Source organism: Aquimarina spinulae, from assembly GCF_943373825.1.
GTDB classification, from domain to species: Bacteria; Bacteroidota; Bacteroidia; order Flavobacteriales; family Flavobacteriaceae; genus Aquimarina; species Aquimarina spinulae.
On the sequence record NZ_CALSBP010000002.1, the window covers coordinates 2,356,450 to 2,375,309 of the forward strand.

General features: G+C 33.5%; 20 protein-coding genes. 9 read left to right on the plus strand and 11 right to left on the minus strand.

The annotated features are described in order from the left end of the window. The first annotated feature begins 14 nt into the window (after positions 1–14). The 3 genes from mtgA to NNH57_RS16075 all read left to right on the plus strand — a co-directional run bounded on the left by mtgA (position 15) and on the right by NNH57_RS16075 (position 2,365). Entirely contained in the window at positions 15–695 is a 681-nt protein-coding gene (mtgA, locus tag NNH57_RS16065; protein ID WP_199915453.1) for a monofunctional biosynthetic peptidoglycan transglycosylase, read from the plus strand. 4 nt (positions 696–699) lie between these two features. Next, positions 700–1,155: a 3-oxoacyl-ACP synthase gene (locus tag NNH57_RS16070; RefSeq protein WP_108809202.1), complete on the plus strand. Its 456-nt coding sequence runs from the start codon at positions 700–702 to the stop codon at positions 1,153–1,155. A gap of 274 nt (positions 1,156–1,429) precedes the next feature. Continuing rightward, positions 1,430–2,365, plus strand: a complete 936-nt coding sequence (locus NNH57_RS16075; protein WP_108809203.1) for an alpha/beta fold hydrolase — start codon at positions 1,430–1,432, stop codon at positions 2,363–2,365. Between the two features lie 418 nt (positions 2,366–2,783). On the opposite strand, the gene NNH57_RS16080 is transcribed toward NNH57_RS16075, so the two are convergent. Next, on the minus strand, positions 2,784–3,137 hold the full coding sequence (locus NNH57_RS16080; RefSeq protein ID WP_108809204.1) for a hypothetical protein: 354 nt from the start codon (positions 3,135–3,137) through the stop codon (positions 2,784–2,786). Between the two features lie 61 nt (positions 3,138–3,198). Further along, the gene (gene recJ, locus NNH57_RS16085) at positions 3,199–4,884 is read right to left on the minus strand and encodes a single-stranded-DNA-specific exonuclease RecJ (RefSeq protein WP_108809205.1); all 1,686 of its coding nucleotides are present in this window, start codon (positions 4,882–4,884) and stop codon (positions 3,199–3,201) included. 126 nt (positions 4,885–5,010) lie between these two features. Between recJ and NNH57_RS16090 the strand changes: the two genes are divergently transcribed. After that, entirely contained in the window at positions 5,011–5,601 is a 591-nt protein-coding gene (locus tag NNH57_RS16090; protein ID WP_074406836.1) for a carboxymuconolactone decarboxylase family protein, read from the plus strand. A 98-nt stretch (positions 5,602–5,699) separates the two neighbouring features. On the opposite strand, the gene NNH57_RS16095 is transcribed toward NNH57_RS16090, so the two are convergent. The 8 genes from NNH57_RS16095 to NNH57_RS16130 form a co-directional block, all read right to left on the minus strand. Next, on the minus strand, positions 5,700–6,353 hold the full coding sequence (locus NNH57_RS16095) for a response regulator transcription factor (protein WP_034240061.1): 654 nt from the start codon (positions 6,351–6,353) through the stop codon (positions 5,700–5,702). A 64-nt stretch (positions 6,354–6,417) separates the two neighbouring features. After that, positions 6,418–7,200, minus strand: coding sequence for a sensor histidine kinase (locus NNH57_RS16100; protein ID WP_074406835.1), 783 nt, complete (start codon positions 7,198–7,200; stop codon positions 6,418–6,420). A gap of 412 nt (positions 7,201–7,612) precedes the next feature. Then, positions 7,613–8,293: a hypothetical protein gene (locus NNH57_RS16105; protein ID WP_074406834.1), complete on the minus strand. Its 681-nt coding sequence runs from the start codon at positions 8,291–8,293 to the stop codon at positions 7,613–7,615. Positions 8,294–8,303: 10 nt separating this feature from the next. Next, positions 8,304–9,053 carry a hypothetical protein gene (locus NNH57_RS16110; protein ID WP_074406833.1) on the minus strand — a complete coding sequence of 250 codons (750 nt, stop codon included), beginning with the start codon at positions 9,051–9,053 and terminating at the stop codon, positions 8,304–8,306. Positions 9,054–9,301: 248 nt separating this feature from the next. Beyond that, entirely contained in the window at positions 9,302–10,000 is a 699-nt protein-coding gene (locus NNH57_RS16115; RefSeq protein WP_074406832.1) for a M50 family metallopeptidase, read from the minus strand. A 58-nt stretch (positions 10,001–10,058) separates the two neighbouring features. Continuing rightward, the gene (rsmI, locus tag NNH57_RS16120) at positions 10,059–10,730 is read right to left on the minus strand and encodes a 16S rRNA (cytidine(1402)-2'-O)-methyltransferase (protein WP_108809206.1); all 672 of its coding nucleotides are present in this window, start codon (positions 10,728–10,730) and stop codon (positions 10,059–10,061) included. After that, positions 10,730–11,074, minus strand: coding sequence for a DoxX family protein (locus NNH57_RS16125; protein WP_306345553.1), 345 nt, complete (start codon positions 11,072–11,074; stop codon positions 10,730–10,732). The genes rsmI and NNH57_RS16125 overlap by 1 nt, the downstream gene beginning before the upstream one ends. 9 nt (positions 11,075–11,083) lie before the next feature. Next, on the minus strand, positions 11,084–11,911 hold the full coding sequence (locus tag NNH57_RS16130) for a hypothetical protein (protein WP_074406829.1): 828 nt from the start codon (positions 11,909–11,911) through the stop codon (positions 11,084–11,086). Positions 11,912–12,016: 105 nt separating this feature from the next. Between NNH57_RS16130 and NNH57_RS16135 the strand changes: the two genes are divergently transcribed. From NNH57_RS16135 to NNH57_RS16150, 4 genes are all read left to right on the plus strand, one after another. Beyond that, positions 12,017–12,664: a thymidine kinase gene (locus tag NNH57_RS16135; RefSeq protein ID WP_074406828.1), complete on the plus strand. Its 648-nt coding sequence runs from the start codon at positions 12,017–12,019 to the stop codon at positions 12,662–12,664. Continuing rightward, the gene (gene alr, locus NNH57_RS16140) at positions 12,657–13,769 is read left to right on the plus strand and encodes an alanine racemase (protein WP_074406827.1); all 1,113 of its coding nucleotides are present in this window, start codon (positions 12,657–12,659) and stop codon (positions 13,767–13,769) included. Before NNH57_RS16135 ends, alr begins: the two co-directional genes overlap by 8 nt. 101 nt (positions 13,770–13,870) lie before the next feature. Then, on the plus strand, positions 13,871–14,287 hold the full coding sequence (gene mscL / locus NNH57_RS16145) for a large conductance mechanosensitive channel protein MscL (RefSeq protein ID WP_025664620.1): 417 nt from the start codon (positions 13,871–13,873) through the stop codon (positions 14,285–14,287). A gap of 236 nt (positions 14,288–14,523) precedes the next feature. Continuing rightward, positions 14,524–15,516: an aspartate-semialdehyde dehydrogenase gene (locus NNH57_RS16150; protein WP_074406826.1), complete on the plus strand. Its 993-nt coding sequence runs from the start codon at positions 14,524–14,526 to the stop codon at positions 15,514–15,516. A gap of 79 nt (positions 15,517–15,595) precedes the next feature. Here the strand turns inward: NNH57_RS16150 and NNH57_RS16155 are convergent, their stop codons facing one another. Beyond that, complete coding sequence (locus tag NNH57_RS16155) at positions 15,596–18,133, minus strand: M14 family zinc carboxypeptidase (protein ID WP_108809228.1); 2,538 nt, start codon at positions 18,131–18,133, stop codon at positions 15,596–15,598. A 189-nt stretch (positions 18,134–18,322) separates the two neighbouring features. Between NNH57_RS16155 and NNH57_RS16160 the strand changes: the two genes are divergently transcribed. Further along, entirely contained in the window at positions 18,323–18,691 is a 369-nt protein-coding gene (locus NNH57_RS16160; protein ID WP_074406825.1) for a DoxX family membrane protein, read from the plus strand. Positions 18,692–18,860 lie beyond the last annotated feature (169 nt).

The window sequence follows — 18,860 nt, forward strand, 5'->3', positions numbered from 1 at the left end:
TCGATTCCTGTTGAATTATGAAAAAATACTTCCGTTTTATACTTAAAAGCTGCATCGCATTTATCATACTAAGTGTGCTGTGGGTATTACTATATACATGGGTTAATGTTCCTGCTACCCCGTTAATGGGAATTCGAAAATTACAATCTAAAAATAAATATACCATTCGCCATCAATGGGTACCATTATCCAAGATTTCTAAGAACCTACAACTAGCAGTTATTTGCAGCGAAGATCAACGATTTATTAACCATAATGGTTTTGACAAAGAAGCTATCGAAAAAGCAATGGCAGAATACAAATCTGGAAAACGATTGCGAGGTGCAAGTACGATTTCTCAACAAACTGCCAAAAATGTTTTTTTATGGCCGCATCGCAGCTGGGTACGAAAAGGGTTCGAAACTTATTTTACATTTTTGATAGAAACTTTCTGGAGTAAAGAACGTATTCTAGAAATTTACTTAAATAGTATAGAAATGGGAGATGGGATCTACGGAGCCGAAGCTGCTGCCCAGTTTTGGTTTAATACCTCTGCCGCAGCACTCAATAAGGACCAGGCTGCAGCTATCGCAGCAATACTTCCTAATCCCATACGCTTTTTGGCAAATCCGCCTTCGGCATACACCAAAAAAAGAAAACAATGGATTATGACACAAATGCGTAATTATGGTACTTTAGTATTTGATAAGAAATAGTACTATGAATCCACAAAAAATCAAAGAAGAAATACTAAATCAATGTCAAAACTATGTGGATCAAAGATTACAAAGAATTCAAAATACTATTGCTGGTATTCAAGAATCTTTAACTTCTGAAACCAAAAGTACTGCTGGAGATAAACACGAAACCGGGCGAGCTATGTTACAATTAGAGCGTGAAAAAGCAGGAAAACAATTAGCCGAAGTACAAAAATTGCAAGAAGTCTTAGCCAAAATTAACATTTCTCCTTCAGAACATATTCATTTAGGTAGTCTGGTGATTACCACACAAGGTTATTATTTTATTAGTATCTCTGTTGGCAAACTCTCTATAGACGATAAATCCTATTTTGCCATAGCTGCTAATTCTCCTATTGGTAAATTACTATTAGGGAAAACTACTGGTGATCGTTTTAGCTTTAATGGAAATGAAATTGTAATCAAAAAAATCTCTTAACTAAGGAATAAAAAAATCTGGTTTTAATCATAGTACTATTAAATTTTTAAACCTATATAGCATACAAAAATGATTTTAAGTAAATTGCCAGTTCATAATACCAGTTCTGATTTAAATTTACTCATAAGAAAAATGATGGATTTTTGGCTTAGATGAAAAAGAAAATTCAAGCATAGCAGGGCTACGGTTGTATTTTATTTTGAAATATTAGGTAAAAAGACGCGGTTTTATTGAGTAAATTTAGATTGGAAATGGTATAAATCATCTTTTTACCATGAAGAATTTTTTTGTGCTTACCCTAATGGGGGTATTGCTCTTTTCGTGTAAACCATACGAGAATACCAAAATCAGAAAAAACCAAATCACTTATGAAGATTTTAGATCTGATCAAAGATTATATCCTACAGATGATGGTTTACTAAAATACATAGATAAAGGAAAAGGGCCTGCAATTGTATTATTACATGGCGTACCTACCTCGGGATGGTTATATCGCAAAATGATCGACCCTTTGGTTGCAAATGGATTTAGAGTGATTGTACCCGATATGCTGGGGTATGGTTCTAGTGATTCTCCCGAAGGTTTTGAAATCTACAATGCAGAAAATCATGCCAAACGCTTGCTAGAACTTATGCAAGCATTAGGGATCGATACCTGGTCTCATGTAATGCACGATGCTGGTGGACTATGGACCTGGGAGCTTTTGAAACAAGCGCCCGATAAAATTGAAAAACTAATTGTATTAAATACTATTATTTATGATGATGGATTTTATCCTCCTGTACGTATGAAACCGGGAGGTCTTGCCAAGACGGCAATGTGGGGCTATAGAAATGGTGTTACAACCAATACTTTGCTCAAAAATCTATTTAACCAGGGGTTGAAAGAAAACGTCTTAAATTCTCTTGATGTAGAAGGATATAAAACTCCTTTATTAGAAGGTAAAACACATGCCATGTATTATTTCTATAGTCAAACCTGTAATGAATTACCGGACTACTCAGAAGTTTTTGAAAATGTCAATATGCCTGTTACGGTTATATGGGGCATACATGATACTATGCTACAATGGCCTCCGCAACAAGTGCGTGCAGCTAATGCACTAAAGGTTAAAAATGAAAATATTCATTTTATAGATGAGAAACATTTTTTACAAGAAACAAAAGCAAAAGAAATCACATATAAAATTGTTGAGTTTTTGTACAAATAAAGAATGGTCTTTTAGATTAAAATTGTCTTTTTAATAAGTAACAAATCCCTTATTAACGACATTAACTAAAAACACTTATAATTTCGTAAAAAATCTAAAAAATGAACACAAAGAAAGAATTAGAAAATTTTGAATTTGCAAAAATCGACATGAGCAAAATTTATGGTGGAGCAATCTATCTAGAACATGAAAAAGTAAAAGGAAATGTAACCGCTGAATAATGCATTGTATCGAGGCATTTCAAAACACAAATAACAAAGGCTATTCTATAAAGAATAGCCTTTTATGTTATAATTTCAAAGAACATTTATAATGTCATTAAACCATTTTATAGTATCCTTTTTTGAGATAAATTAGATTCTTGCTTACTGTCCTCTTATTAAGGATCATGAGTTAAAAAGGTTATATGTTATATTTTTCAGTTTAAAGACAAATTCCTTACCCAGTCTTTTAACTCTACTCTAAAAATAGTCCCCTTAATTAGCTCCTGGATTTGATGAACCTCTTCTCTACTTACTGCCAAATCAATCTTCTCAGAAGGTGTTCTTAATAATAGAGATCTGCATTGTTGCGAATTTTTGCATTGCCTACAGCATTGAGATTCTATAGTGGTAGTACAAGAATTTGAAAAATCCTTCAATTCATTTAAAGTAAGTAAAAATCCAATATCTCTAAATACCAACTGAACTCTAGGCATTGAAATATGCTTTTCTTGTTTCCAAAAGAAAGAAATACCTAATTCGTTACTGTATATTTTATCTATAGCGCTCATCCTGAATACATATTTGAATCAAAAATAATAACTATTTATAATAAATCTAAATAAAAATAAGTTAATTTATATCTTTCAACTTTAATTGAAGCGATACTTCTCCATTCCATTCGTTTTCATCGATAGTATACGCGGCTTTAAAATACTGCCCTTCGGTTATCAAATTGTATTTAGGACCAAGATTAAAGCCAATAGTACCTATAGCAACTCCATTTTTTTGCACTCTACATTTTAAATGCTTCTCATCGGCTCCTACACATTTTCCGTACCCGGTATCATTTAATCCTTCTGTCATAAAAACCGGAGCCATATTTCCTGGGCCATATGGAGCGAATTGTTTTAAAATACGATAAAATTTAGGAGTGATTTGATCTAGTTCTAGAGAGGCATCAATAGATATTTCGGGAATAAGCATCTTTTTATCAATAGTAGAAGATACTATTTCTTCAAACTTTTGCTTAAACGGCAGGTATTGCTTTTCTTCTAATGTTAACCCTGCAGCATATTTATGGCCTCCAAACTGTTCTATATGCTCTGAGCAGGCTTCTAATGCATTATAAACATCAAACCCTTTTACAGATCGTGCAGAAGCTGCTAATTTCGAACCACTTTTTGTAAAAACCAAAGTCGGGCGATAATACGTCTCTGTTAATCGTGATGCGACAATACCTATTACTCCTTTATGCCAATTTTCTTCATACACCACTGTGGTATACCTATCCTCTTCTTTATTTTGAAGTATCTGTTCCAATGCTTCCTGAGTTATGCTTTTATCCGCATCTTTTCTATTGCTGTTGTAAAGTTCTATTTCTGCAGCATATTGCAGTGCAATATCAAGATTTTCTTCTGTCAACAAATTAACAGCATGTAATCCATGTTTCATTCTTCCGGCTGCATTAATCCTGGGTGCAATGATAAACACCAGATCTGTTATCGTTAACGTTTCTTTTTTTACTTCAGACAACATTGCCCTAAATCCAATTCTGGGATTTGCATTAATAACTTGTAAGCCATAATATGCCAATACACGATTCTCACCTGTTATGGGCACAATATCTGCACCAATTGCAGTAGCCACCAAGTCCAAATATGGAAACAAATCTTCTATAGTTTGATTTTGATGAACTGCCAATCCCTGTATCAATTTAAACCCTACTCCACAACCGCATAATTCTTTATATGGGTATTCACAATCTTTACGTTTTGGATCTAAAACCGCAACCGCATCAGGAATTTTATCTCCTGGTCTATGGTGATCACAAATAATAAAATCGATTCCTTTTTCTTTGGCATACGCTACTTTTTCTATAGCTTTAATTCCACAGTCTAAAGCAACAATAAGAGAAATATCATTATCATGAGCATAATCAATTCCCATATACGATATCCCATATCCTTCATTATATCGATCAGGGATATATGTAGCGATTTGATTGGATAAGGTTTTTAAATAAGAAGACAGTAGTGCCACAGATGTGGTGCCATCTACATCATAATCACCATATACCATTATGTTTTCGCCATTAGCAATTGCTTTTTGGATTCTGGCAGTTGCCTTATCCATATCTTTCATCAAAAAAGGATCATGTATATCATCTAAAGACGGTCTAAAGAATTTTTTGGCCTGATCAAAAGTTGTTATCCCTCTTTGCACTAATAACGAAGCAATTATTGTATCTACATTAAGAGTTTTTGCCAAATTTTCTATTGTTGAAATATCAGGCTTTGGTTGTAGTGTCCATCTCATTCGTGTGGTAAATTCCTATATTAAAAAATCCAAAGTACAAAAAACATCCTGACCTCTCTTGATTTGACATTAGTTTTGTATTTTGCTTTGCTAAAAATTATACATTTAAACTAAAAAAAATATACTATGGCATTAGTCACTCCATTATCGGCTGATCATGATCCGGGAACCAGAGAATTAGCAGAATTTTTTAATGAAACTTTAGGATTTTGTCCTAATTCTGTACTTACCATGCAAAGAAGGCCAGCTATTTCTAAGGCATTTATTAATCTTAACAAAGCCGTAATGGCAAATGAAGGTAGAGTAACCTCTGCATTAAAACGTATGATTGCCTGGGTGAGTAGTAATGCTACAGGGTGTAGATATTGCCAGGCACATGCCATTCGCGCAGCCGAACGATATGGTGCAGAACAAGAGCAATTAGATAATATATGGGAGTATAAAACACATCCCGCTTTTAGTGATGCAGAACGTGCAGCACTTGATTTTTCTCTTGCTGCATCGGTAGTACCTAATGCTGTAGACGATACTATCAAAGAAGAATTATATAAATACTGGAATGAAGGAGAAATTGTAGAAATGTTAGGAGTAATTTCTTTATTTGGATATCTAAATCGTTGGAATGATTCTATGGGTACAATGGTTGAAGAAGGAGCTATTGAATCTGGTGAAAAATACCTAGGGAAACACGGTTGGGAAAAAGGAAAGCACATTTAATCTTTTCTAGAACTAAAGATTATAAGAGAATATTTCGTACTAGAAACCTGTCGGGATATTAATATCCTGACAGGTTTATTTTTACTTTCCTAAATGATCTAAACAGAAATGATTTTCTCTTTAACTGCTTTAATAACTAAACCAGCTGTATTCTTCACACCTAATTTACCCATTAAATTTTTGCGATGCCCTTCAATTGTTCTTACACTTAGAAAAAGTTGTTCTGCAATTTCTGCTGTGGTATACTCTTGAGTAATCCCTTCTAATACTTCGAGTTCTCTAGAGGTAAGATGATAATCTTTTCGTATCGCAGGAGGTTTTGAGGTTTTATGCTTCAACCCTTTTAATAACGCTTCTGATACAAAGGAATTAAAATAAAATCCATTTTCGTATGTAGATCGTATTGCAATTTCTAACTCATGCTGGGTAGTATCTTTTAATAGATATCCATTAGCTCCCGCTTCCATCAAATAAGAGATCATTCTTTCTTCTGTATGCATTGTTAGAATAATAATTTTTAGATCAGGGTACAATTCTTGTAATTTTAGAGTTGTATCCACACCGTTCATATCTCCCATCTCTAAATCCAAAAGGATTACATCCGGAACCACATTATTCAACTGTGCTAATAGGTCTTTACCACTCACCGCTTCTAATACCAAAGAAATATTGGCCATTCTTTTTAACAGTGACTTTATACCTTCGCGAAATAAGTTATGATCATCAATCAGTCCTAGTTTTATAGTTTCCATGATTAATTGTGATTAAAATTGTTAATGCTTCTTTTTACTTAGGGGTTTTTTTACTGTTTTATAGTCAAACTGGTATTGCAATTTTCACTTTCATACCTGAGCTCTTTTTAAAAAAATGTATCTTTCCTGAAAGTACCGATAATCTACTTTCTATATTTTTGAGCCCCAGCCCTTTTTTATGCAAAAGGTTTTTTTGTTTCAAACCCTTCCCATCATCTTCATAAAGTATAATTAACGAATTTTCTTCATTTTTTAACTCAACATATATTGCAGAAGCTTCTGCATGTTTAAGCGTATTCGTAATTAATTCCTGAATAATTCTATACAGGTTAAGTTCTTTTGATTTGGCTATCGTTTTTATCGTATTATTTTTAAAACGCACTTTAATCTTTCCCGAGTCATTTATAGTTTGCACCAAACTTTGTGTTGCCTCTATCAGTCCTAACTTTTCCAGAACTACCGGTCTTAGATCTTGAGAAATGCTACGTACACTTTGTATCATATCATCGAAAAAAGAGCTCATTTTTTTAGCAATGCCTTTAAGCTCTTCTGGTGGCAATTCTGGTGTAATTTGCCCAAAATACAATTTGGTTGTGGTTAGCATAGCTCCCACATCGTCATGCAATTCTTTGGCAATCCTACTCCGTTCTTCTTCCTGACTAATAATCGAGGTTTTTAGTAATTCTTTCTGATAATCTGATTCTATTTTTTGATGTTTCTCTTGTTGTGCTAACAATCTGCGCTGATAAAGAATAAAAAATATAATTACCGATAATGATAGCAAAAAAATTACCACCATACCAATGATTATAACCTTTAACGCAACAGCTTCTTCGGGTTCGCCCATAAAATAAATAGTATAAAAAACAGTAAAGAGTTACATCAAATACAATAGTTATACTTCTTGTTTTTTATTAGTAACATGCTATATTCTACAGCTCTTTACTTTTTAATTAATTATCTTTTCCAGACTAGTCTATTATCTGTGGGGTACAAGATTTTGAATGCTCATAAATAAACGGTCCTGTTTTAGTCTAATTCTAATAAAGACCAAACATCATGACTTCTGGGTTTACTTTTTTCCAATTAAGTATTGGTTTTTTTGTTCACTATTATCTGGAGGAGCTTCTTGCTGTCTAGCAATAAATGAATTCAATGAGGTTAAAAATAATAAACGAATTGTTTTCATGATTTTAGGTTTTAAAAGTTTACATAAATATAGCTCAAAAAAACAGTAAAACCAGCACTTCGGGACAAAATCATTCGATCAAAAAATCATTATTTTCACTAGTCTCCTTTTTGGGTTTTACCCATATAGCCACCGTATAAAAAATAGCTAACACAATATTTATCACAGCATGTAGTCCCCAGACCAAATAACTAGCTTCTGTTGATCCTTTAAACATGCTATTATTAATATAAAACAAGATTAAGTTACTAGAAAAATAAATCAAGAACCCTGAATTGATCCAAAACATAGGATTCGTTTCCAGGGCACTATATTTTACTTCCTTAAGCAATGCATAAAAATAACTTAGGGACAAAAAAATAACTATCGCTCCCATAAGTGTTGTCGCATTAGAATTAAAAGTAAACAAATCTTGAAAAAACATGATATTGACAACAGCAAATACCATAAAGCCAATACCTAAAATAGTAAAGAAATATTTTGAAAATGTTTGAGATAAGGCCCTTTTATAAATATTAACAATCAATAAAAACTGAATTACCGTAAAAAAATGATATACTGGTAAATTATTTATTTTTTGATACCAAAGTACATTTGATATAAATTCTACAATTAGAGTTACTAAAAGTAAGTATCCAAGTCTTAACTGTATTTTATTTAGTGATTTAAATTTCAATACAGATAATAGTAAAGGTACTAATATTATAAAAGATGAAATATTACCTAAAATTTCAAAAAAATCTATACTCATTATTATTTGATTATAACTGAGGGGGACATGTAGGTGGACAAGGTTTGGAGTATTCAATAAACACTTCATTATCGCTATATTCGATCATACCGGCTCGTTGCAACATGTTTTCTATTGGTTCTTTAGGTGTGATCCCAATAACAGGAGTAAACGATATCATATCCTTATACTGAAACTTGTTCATATCTAATCCGGGATAAAACTTTATTTTTTCGATACCATTTGGCAGATAAGGATTAATCAAATCTGCTGTTACCGTATAAAAAAGTACTCTCTCCATTGGCTTTTTCTTTTCCTTTACGGTAAACAAGTCATCAACCAGACTCATATCTACCTCTTCCCAATTATCATGAATCATTTGCTTAAAGGTTAGCGGTACAATTTCTGATCCTAGTTCGTCTTCTTTATTTTGTGGTTCTTTGATATTAGGTTTTTGAAAAGCTTCCAGGCCAAAGTACTGTATATTTCCTTCTATATCAACAATCTTAAAAATTGGAAAAAATGTAAACTTTTCTTTATATCCGCGTTTCAAGGCCATGTACATAGTAAAAGTTTTAATCTCTTGTATAGCATTAAAACGTTTAACATCATCTTTGCTCATACTAAAATAATACACTCGTTCATATTGCCCTACAACAGGATCTAGTTTATGAAAATGATGTGTTAATTGTAGTACATCTGCATTTCTCCACAGCGTGGTAGATTCTTTAAAAATTTCTTCAGTAATTAGGGTGTTTTCTTGTGTGATTACGTTTTCCATGTGATACTATATTTATAAGTTAATAATTAGTATTAAAGTTAATCAAAAAAAACCTGCGCACTTTGTTACAAAAGGAATTTACAGGTAATTACCATATAAAAACACGTATTTACCACGTATTTTAATTTCTAGTATTTTTTCGATTTTTTATATGTCTTTTTTAAGAAAACATCCAGACACTACTAACTATGTAAAACGTAAGTGATTTACACAAAGAACTCATCTTGAGTAATGCTTTTGCCACAACATCATTTTCTTAGATAATATCGATAACTTTTATACAGCAGGTACATGGAAATTAGTAGAATACATATGGCCCACATCCAATAGGTACCAGACAAATGAGCTGCAATCATTTGCGTATCAGAATATTGTACTTTACCATCTCGTTCGAATTGTTTTGTAAATAGATACCCTATTTGTAGGTATGAACTTAACACACATTGAGTTCCTAAAAACAAGAGTGTAAAAGCCTCGAGATTTCTTACTCTAAGAATTGCGATAAAAAAGAGAAGTGCAGCAAAAACACTTAGGATAATTAATGCCAGCAGTTCATGAATCCATAAGCATAATGATAATACCATTATTATAATTAGTGACCATAGTGCAATTTTAGAACTCATTTTATTTCTGGCCGAAGCTATAAGTATAGCCCCCGAAATTGCCGGACCTAATAAACCTCCTGCTGCAGTAATACCTCTGGCAATTTTAAAAGGCAAGTAACTTGTCGAAACATTAGAGTACGCTATACCTCCTCCGTTTTCGTATATTTCGAGATAGATAAACTTACCTCCCACCAATATTGCTGTTAAGCCATGGCCCATTTCATGAAACCAGGTACCTAATAGTAATAACGGGTATTGTATAAACCCAAAATAGGGAAGTTGCCACAATAAAAAAACAAGCAAGCTAATTCCTAGTATAGAAAGCAAGGGGTAGTTTTTCACGCAATCAAAGTTTTATACCTAAAATATAACGCTTTTTATGGCTAAAAATTGAAGTACTCTATTTCTTACCTTTTACAATAATTACAATTTCGCCTTTTGGAGGCTTATTTTCAAAATGCTTTATGACTTCTGCTACGGTTCCTCGTATAGTTTCTTCGTGAAGTTTACTTAGTTCTCGTGATACCGAAACTTGTCGATCTGCATCAAAATAGGTTGCAAAATCGCCTAATGTCTTAATCAATTTGTGTGGCGATTCATAAAACACCATTGTTCTGGATTCTTCAGATAAAAATTTTAATCTGGTTTGCCTTCCTTTTTTTACTGGTAGAAACCCTTCAAAGATAAATTTATCATTAGGTAAACCACTATTAACTAAAGCCGGCACAAAAGCTGTTGCTCCGGGAAGGCATTCTACTGCTATTCCCTGCTCTACACATGCTCTGGTGAGTAAAAATCCAGGGTCACTTATTGCGGGAGTACCTGCATCACTTATTAAGGCAATAGTTTCTCCTGCACTTAATTTTTGAATAATACGATCCACCATTTTATGCTCATTATGCATATGATGACTTTGCATAGGAGTTGTTATCTCAAAATGCTTCAACAATTTTCCACTGGTTCGGGTATCTTCGGCTAATATCAAATCTGCCGCCTTAAGAACTTTTATCGCTCTAAAAGTCATATCATCAAGATTACCAATTGGTGTGGGTACGAGGTATAATTTTGACATTAAGGTCTTATTTTTTTACCAATAGTGTAGGAAACGATAAGAATTAAAATTGCATATACTGATAACCCTATAGGGTGTTCTGCATGATAATGTGCTAACGTAGCCAATACTAAATCAAAGAAAAATCCGGCATATGCCCACTCTTTGAGCCATTTTATTTTATTTGTTAGAATAGCTATTATTCCTAATACTTTAGCCACTGCCAATGGAATTATGATGTATGTTGGATAATTAAAACTTTCAAAAAAACCTTTTACCATTTCAGTTTTAAAAAAATACATCTGAGCAGAGTACAGCATTATAGCGCATAAAGCAATCGTGGCAATCCAATATATAATTTTCATAATCTGTATTTAGTGATCAAATTTACTAAGAACAATATCCATAAAACGCTCTTCATACTCTTCTTTACCTTCCCAATTTTGATAATCGGGTTTTATCATAGTTGTAATAAATTCTTCTGCTTCGCTTTTACCTCTTAATGTATTTAATTGGGATAATACACGATTATAATCGGGAGCACTCCCCCCAAAAAGGTATTTTATAAATGCTAAACGATCATTAAGACCAATATGAATTTCTTTTCTTAATTGATCATTAAGAGATTTAGGTCGATCATTGGCATCTGATATATCTTCTACAGTTGGAGTAACATTCTCCTTATCATTTTTTTCATATGTTGATTGAGGAGGAATCGAATCTGAAAAAGAAACCGGTTCTTCTGCTACTTTACTACTTGCAGGCACAAAAAGATCTTCGGTAACTCTCGCATTAATTTCTTCAATAATAATCTCGGGCTTATTTTTAATAGTATCAACACTATCCTCTTTTTGTTCCTGATCACTCTTTGGCGAAGAAAATTCCTCAGGAATAGATTCTTGTTTTTTATCAGAAATTGGTTTGGGATCAATAATTGCTTTGATTTTTTGCCTTACTTTTTTCAATTCATCTGATTCATTTGATGTATCAGAGGTATCTGGTTCATTAGTATCCAGGGCTTCTTTAATCTGACCAATAGTAGGCTGTGGCCCTGCAAAATGAGATTCAGAAAAATTAAGAATAGTTAACTTTTCATATAACTCTCGGGCTTCTTCCTGTAACTGAGATAAGGTAGTCTTATCCTTAAGTTGTAATATTCTATGGGCAATACTTATAAGTTCCGCTTCCAATTTCTTCTTCATAACTTTCTTATTCGTTTACAATACTGCTTTTTGTTTTTTAATAAATTTACCTCATCTTTAGAGTAAGGAGAAGGGATTTCTTTAATTGATGCTGAAAAATACAAAATGTTTCTCGAAAATACGGTAAATCATAAAGAGCAATTTGGGTGGATAGAAGTAATCTGTGGTTCTATGTTTTCGGGTAAAACCGAAGAATTGATTCGCAGATTAAAGCGTGCACAATTTGCCAAACAAAATGTTGAAATTTTTAAACCTGCAATTGATGTTAGGTATAACGATGAAATGGTAGTCTCTCATGACGCTAATGAGATTCGTTCTACTCCTGTTCCTGCAGCAGCTAATATTAGAATTCTTGCCGATACCTGTGATGTTGTTGGCATCGATGAAGCACAATTCTTTGATGATGAAATTGTAGCGGTCTGCAATGATTTGGCAAATAAAGGAATTCGCGTTATCGTTGCAGGATTAGATATGGATTTTAAAGGAAATCCTTTTGGCCCTATGCCAGCATTAATGGCTACAGCAGAATATGTGACCAAAGTACATGCTGTTTGTACCAGGACAGGAAATCTCGCGCAATTTAGCTATAGAAAATCTGCAAAAGATGATTTGGTTTTATTAGGAGAAACAGACGAGTATGAACCTTTAAGTCGGGCTGCATATTATAAAGCCATGCTGAAAGAAAAAGTAAACCAAATGGAGGTTAAAGATCCTAAAGAAGTATCAAAAAAAACTGAAAAAACTGATGAGTAGTGTAAAAGAAACCGTTTTGCAAATCAACCTGGCTCATCTTACTCATAATTTTAATTATTTAAAAAGCAAGGTTAACTCTAATGTTAAAATCTTAGCTGTAGTAAAAGCTTCGGGATATGGTAGTGATGCTTCTGTAATTGCAAAACACTTAGAAAAAATAGGAGCAGATTATTTTGCCGTTGCTTATGTTTCAGAAGGTATTACACTTCGAGAATCAGGAATAAAAACTCCTATTCTGGTATTGCACCCACAGCCTGTAAATTTTCAAAAATTAATCGAATATCAATTAGAGCCTAGTCTATATAGTTTAAGAGTTCTCAAAACATTTATAACAACAGCTACTGCTTTGGGTCAAAAAGAGTATCCGGTTCATATCAAATTTAATACGGGGTTAAACCGAATCGGTTTTTGGGAAAATGATGTTGACCATATTATTGAAAATCTCAATACAACTGAAGCGATTAAAGTAGTTGCTCTTCTTTCTCATCTGGCGGCTAGTGAAGATGCTTCAGAAAGAGATTTTACCATACAACAGATCAATTCTTTTAAAAAAATTGCTAATCATATGATTGATAAGTTAGGATACACGCCCATACTTCATCAATCTAATACTTCTGGGATTCTTAATTATCCCGAAGCACATTTTGGTATGGTACGAGCCGGGATAGGATTGTATGGATACGGAAACGATGCAAAATACGATACCGCATTAAAGCCTGTAGCAGGATTAAAATCGGTAATCTCACAAATTCATAAATTAGAACCCGGAGAATCATTAGGGTATAACCGAGCATTCATTGCTTCAGAATTTACAAAAACCGCTACCATACCTATCGGGCATGCCGATGGGATTAGCAGACAGTATGGAAATAAAAAAGGATTTGTAACCATACATAATAAAAAAGCTTATGTTATTGGTAATGTATGTATGGATATGATCATGGTAGACGTTACCCATATTGATTGTAAAGAAGGAGATGAAGTGGTTATTTTTGATGCAGATTCGAGTGCAGCCATAGTCGCCGAAAATTCGGGAACAATCTCTTATGAACTACTTACTGCAATTTCTCCCAGGGTAAAACGTGTTGTTGTCGAGGATAATTGATTTTTAACGAAAAACGAAACATATTAGACAGAACCAATCTTATAATTATTTTAATTTTTCGTTAAATTAGTGCATTACTAACTATCTAAATAAAATTAATTATGGGGTTTTTTAAGGATTTTAAATCTTTCTTACTAAAAGGAGACATCGTTGCACTAGCTACTGCCGTTGTAATCGGAGGTGCGTTTAATAAAATTGTTGGTTCTGCCGTAGCAGATATTATAATGCCTATTGTTGGTGTTATAACCGGTGGAACAGATTTTACTCAAAAGTTTATTGCTCTCGATGGTGGAGAATATGCTACTCTTGCTGCTGCCCAAGAAGCAGGAGCTGCGGTTATGACCTATGGTAACCTGATACAAGCAATAATTAATTTTATTATTGTAGGTTTATTTATCTTTATGGTACTTAAAGCATATGAAAAATCTAAAAAGAAAGAAGAAGAAGCTCCCGCAGCACCAGCAGGACCAACTCAAGAAGAGTTATTAGCAGAAATACGAGATTTATTAAAAAAATAAAATACTCAATAGTATACCGAATTATCTATAGCTACCGCTATACTACATATTCTAACACTAAACCGCCCAAATTTAGGGCGGTTCTTTTTTTACACATTGTTATATAATAAACAATTAGTATAAATTTTTATATTTTCAACATAAATGCTTGTCGTCTAGGAAATATTCCTCAAATTTGTATGAAATTAAAAGGTGTATGACTTTCGCTATGCGAAAATGAAAACAAAAATAAACTGATGAAAGTAGCTGTAGTAGGTGCTACCGGTCTGGTAGGAACCGTAATGTTAAAAGTATTAGAAGAAAGAAATTTTCCGGTAACAGAATTAATTCCTGTAGCGTCAGAACGCTCTATTGGGAAACAAATTTCATATAAAGGCAAGGAGTTTTCTGTAGTAGGACTTGCTTCTGCCATAGAAATGAAACCAGATGTTGCCTTATTCTCTGCCGGAGGAAGTACTTCTCAAGAATGGGCTCCAAAATTTGCAGAAGCAGGAATAACTGTTATCGATAACTCGTCTGCATGGAGAATGGATCCTACAAAAAAACTAGTTGTTCCAGAAATCAATGCTAAATCATTGACCAAAGAAGATAAAATTATTGCTAATCCTAATTGTTCTACTATACAATTGGTTATGGCTTTGGGTCCATTACATGATAAATATAAAATAAATCGTGCTGTGATTTCTACGTACCAATCTATAACAGGTACCGGAGTAAAAGCAGTACAGCAATTAGAAAATGAATATGCTGGTGAAAAAGGAGAAATGGCATATCCATATCCTATTCACCGTAATGCCATCCCGCACTGTGATGTATTTCAGGAAAACGGATATACCAAAGAAGAGATGAAATTGGTAAACGAAACTCAAAAAATCCTTGATGACCGCACTATCGCAGTAACAGCAACAGCAATTCGTATTCCTGTAGTTGGTGGGCATAGTGAGAGTGTAAATCTCGAATTTGATAGTGATTTCAATGAAAACGAAATACGACAACTTCTAAACGAAACCTCTGGAGTTACTGTACAGGATAATCCTGATACCAATACGTATCCTATGCCAATCTATGCCGAAGGCAAAAACGATGTTTTTGTAGGTAGGATTAGAAGAGATCACTCTAGGGAGAATGCTCTTAATATGTGGATAGTATCAGATAATCTGCGTAAAGGAGCTGCTACCAATGCAGTGCAGATAGGAGAATATCTGGTAGAAAATGAACTTATAGGTTAATCTTTCCTAACAATACTATTAAAAAACCCTTGCTTTCTGAATATAAGCAAGGGTTTTTTTAGTTAATCATGATAATTTTTCATTCTCTTACTTTAGGCACAGATATATGATTTCCTAAAAACAATGCATTCAAAAACAGACGATTGGTGCCATACCAAGAACCTCTAAAATTAGGATTATCAGCAAATAGAATTACACGACCACTACCTAATTTACTTACAACTAGCGAAGCCGAAGGTTTTAAGTAATTTTCATAATTATCGGCAGAAATATAACCATCTATATGTGCGTTTTCTGTATACTTGGCAATCGTAGAATATGGGTTTTTACTGGGGGCAATAAACACTTCATTATTTTTATATACCGGAAGAGAAGTATCGCGATACCCAAAACCTAAAGGATGAGTGATATCCAGGTTAACTTCAAAAATAGCACCTCCCAGGCGCTCACGACCAATATGCTCTCCTGCATCAACATATGGTAATCGCTTTATTACTTTACTCTTTGTTGTATCCTTTGTTTTTTTGGTAAGTTTCTCTTTTACAATTTTCTTATCAATCGCCCATTTTGAAGCTCTAGCAATAGTAACCAAGGTATTTCCTTGTGATACCCAATCTTTTATTTTTTTCTGACGAAGAGAATCTAATGTATTATATCTTCCCGAAACCATAACCAATACATTATATTTCTTTAGAGGTACATTGCCAAAATCACTCATCTGTAATTTTGTTATAGGCATATGCACTCGTGTATCCAGCAAATGCCATACTTCTCCTGCTTCATAAGAACTAACGCCTTCACCAACCAATAATAATGCTTTTGGTTTATCCAATTTCTGAAAATTTCTGCTTCCCAAATCAATTCCTGATACACTAAAACCAGAATCGACAGAATATATGGGCACATCATACTTATCCTGTGCTTCCTTAATGATTGCATACACCTCGTCATTGGTTTTCTTCTGCTTACTTACCGGTACCATCACACTACCATAATTAAAGCTTTTATTTCCTTCTGAAGTTATACTACTAAAAGGTTTAAATGCCGAGGCTACTTTTAATCCTTTAGACTGCATAAAATACAAAGCCGCCGGAGCATTATAATCATCCCAATCCATAACATATGCATAGTCTGATTTTGATACTTTTGAAACATTTACCAATCCATCTGTCGATAGAATTTCTTCACTCATGTCGGCAGATTTTATGCCTTTATATTTCATATTATAAAAATTGGCTATGCTCCATGCCGAAGCATCATAAAATACGCTATCTCGATACTTATTATAGGTTTCAAAAATCGTTTGTACCATACGTTGCTGAGGCTGCTTTACAGGCACCACAAAACGTGCCCCTTTTTTATAAACCTTTATATGATGAAGTAATAGTTTATCGATAAAAGCTTTATTTCTATTATGATCGTATGCATCTCCGAACTCATATGCATCATTTCCTTTTTTGAAAGTATTGCTAACTGCTGATTTAAAAAAGTCTTGTTGGTATTTACGTAGTTTGCTCTTATTATCAACCGCAGCTTTAACAGTAGCAATACTAGATATATACTGATTACGAATTGTAAATGGAAACGATATGGTTCCATACTCCGTATCCTGTAAATGTCCGCGAGAACTAGCTTGTTCAAACAATAGTGCTAATGCTCCTTGTAAATCGGGATAAGAAGAACCATATCCAGGATAGGTGCCATCAAAAGCTTCTTTGGTAAAATAAAATGAGCCAATATTATCCAAAGCTTTAGAAAAATACGGAGCAAACAAATTGTTTAGATCCTCATAATTTTCTTTGGGCATAATAGGATCCTGAGAACCAATGGGTTTCATAGGTTCAAAAAAATAGGTGCTATTCGTTCCCATTTCATGAAAGTCGGTTACTACATTAGGATACCACTCATGATACCATTGTAGTTTTCCTCGACTCTCTGGGTTAATACCTAATAACCAATCACGATTAAGATCAAACCAATAATGGTTAGTACGTCCCCGAGGCCACATTTCGTTATGCTCTGCATCATAATTATCACTCACCAAAGGGGTTCCTCTATATTGGTTTGCCCATTGCGTATGTCTGTCCCGTCCATCTGGATTAATTGTCGGATCAATAAAGATTACAGCATTTTCTATATAATTTTTTACTTCTGCGCTAGTAGATGCCACCAGCGTATATGCTGTTAACATAGCAGCTTCTGAACTAGAAGGTTCATTACCATGTACATTATATCCTAATTGAACAAAAATAGGTACTGCATCATAGTTAGTAGGTGTCTCAGAAGGATTTGTAAATGCTAAATGCTGCTGTTTTAGTACAGAAAGCTTATTTAGGTTTTCTGGAGTAGAAACAGTAAGTATTACCAATTTTCTGTTTTCATGAGTTTTTCCATAGCTAGTGATCGTTGCCCGATCAGAAGTTTGTGCAAGTTTAATAAAATATGCTACAATTTGATCATGGCGAGTATGTTGCTGTCCAATAGGATATCCAAGAAATTCTTCGGGCGAAGGGATTTCTGAATTAAAAGGTGCTTTGTCTTTAAGGAAATAATCCTGCGCAGTAGCAGAAAAAACAGAGAATACACAAACCAAAAAGTTGATTTTTAGCAAGTTCATTAGTTTCATTAGTTTTTAGATTAAATAGATTAGCCACATAAAAATAATTGAAGTCACTTATAATAAAGAGACAGATCAATGTATAATCTCGAAAGGTATTTTTTTAACTCTGGTTTTCCTTGACATTTGTAAGGTTTTTAACATTTCTCCCTCTAATACAGCAATTTAATCCCTTAAAAAATATTAAAAATGAATAAATTGATTTTAATCTTAAGAATACTATTGGGAGCGATGTTAGTCGTTTTTGGAAGTAATAAATTTTTTGAATTCATGCCTGCTTTTGAATTCGCCAATCCCGATGCTGGTATTTTTTTTGGTGCATTAGCCAATAGTTATGTACTAAAAGTAGTAGGGATTATCGAAGTGATTGTCGGACTTTTACTTCTTACAAATAAAGCAGTTCCCTTTGCTCTGGTATTATTAGCCCCTATTTCTGTAAATATTATTTTGTTTCATGCCACATTAGATCCTGCCAACATTGGTCCCGGAGCATTAGTTTTCCTTATAAACGCTTTTTTAATATTTAAATATTGGGACAAGTATAAAACACTTTTCTAAAACCAAAATTTTTCGTTTCTTACAGAAAATTCTGACTGCTCCTGCATATTAATCCTACATACTGCTATACCCCAAAGCAATATGGTAGAAACCTTACTTTCTTTACAGGTTAATTGCGGAGCAGTCTTTTTTATATTTTCTTTAGCATTTATAGACACATCTTTTGATA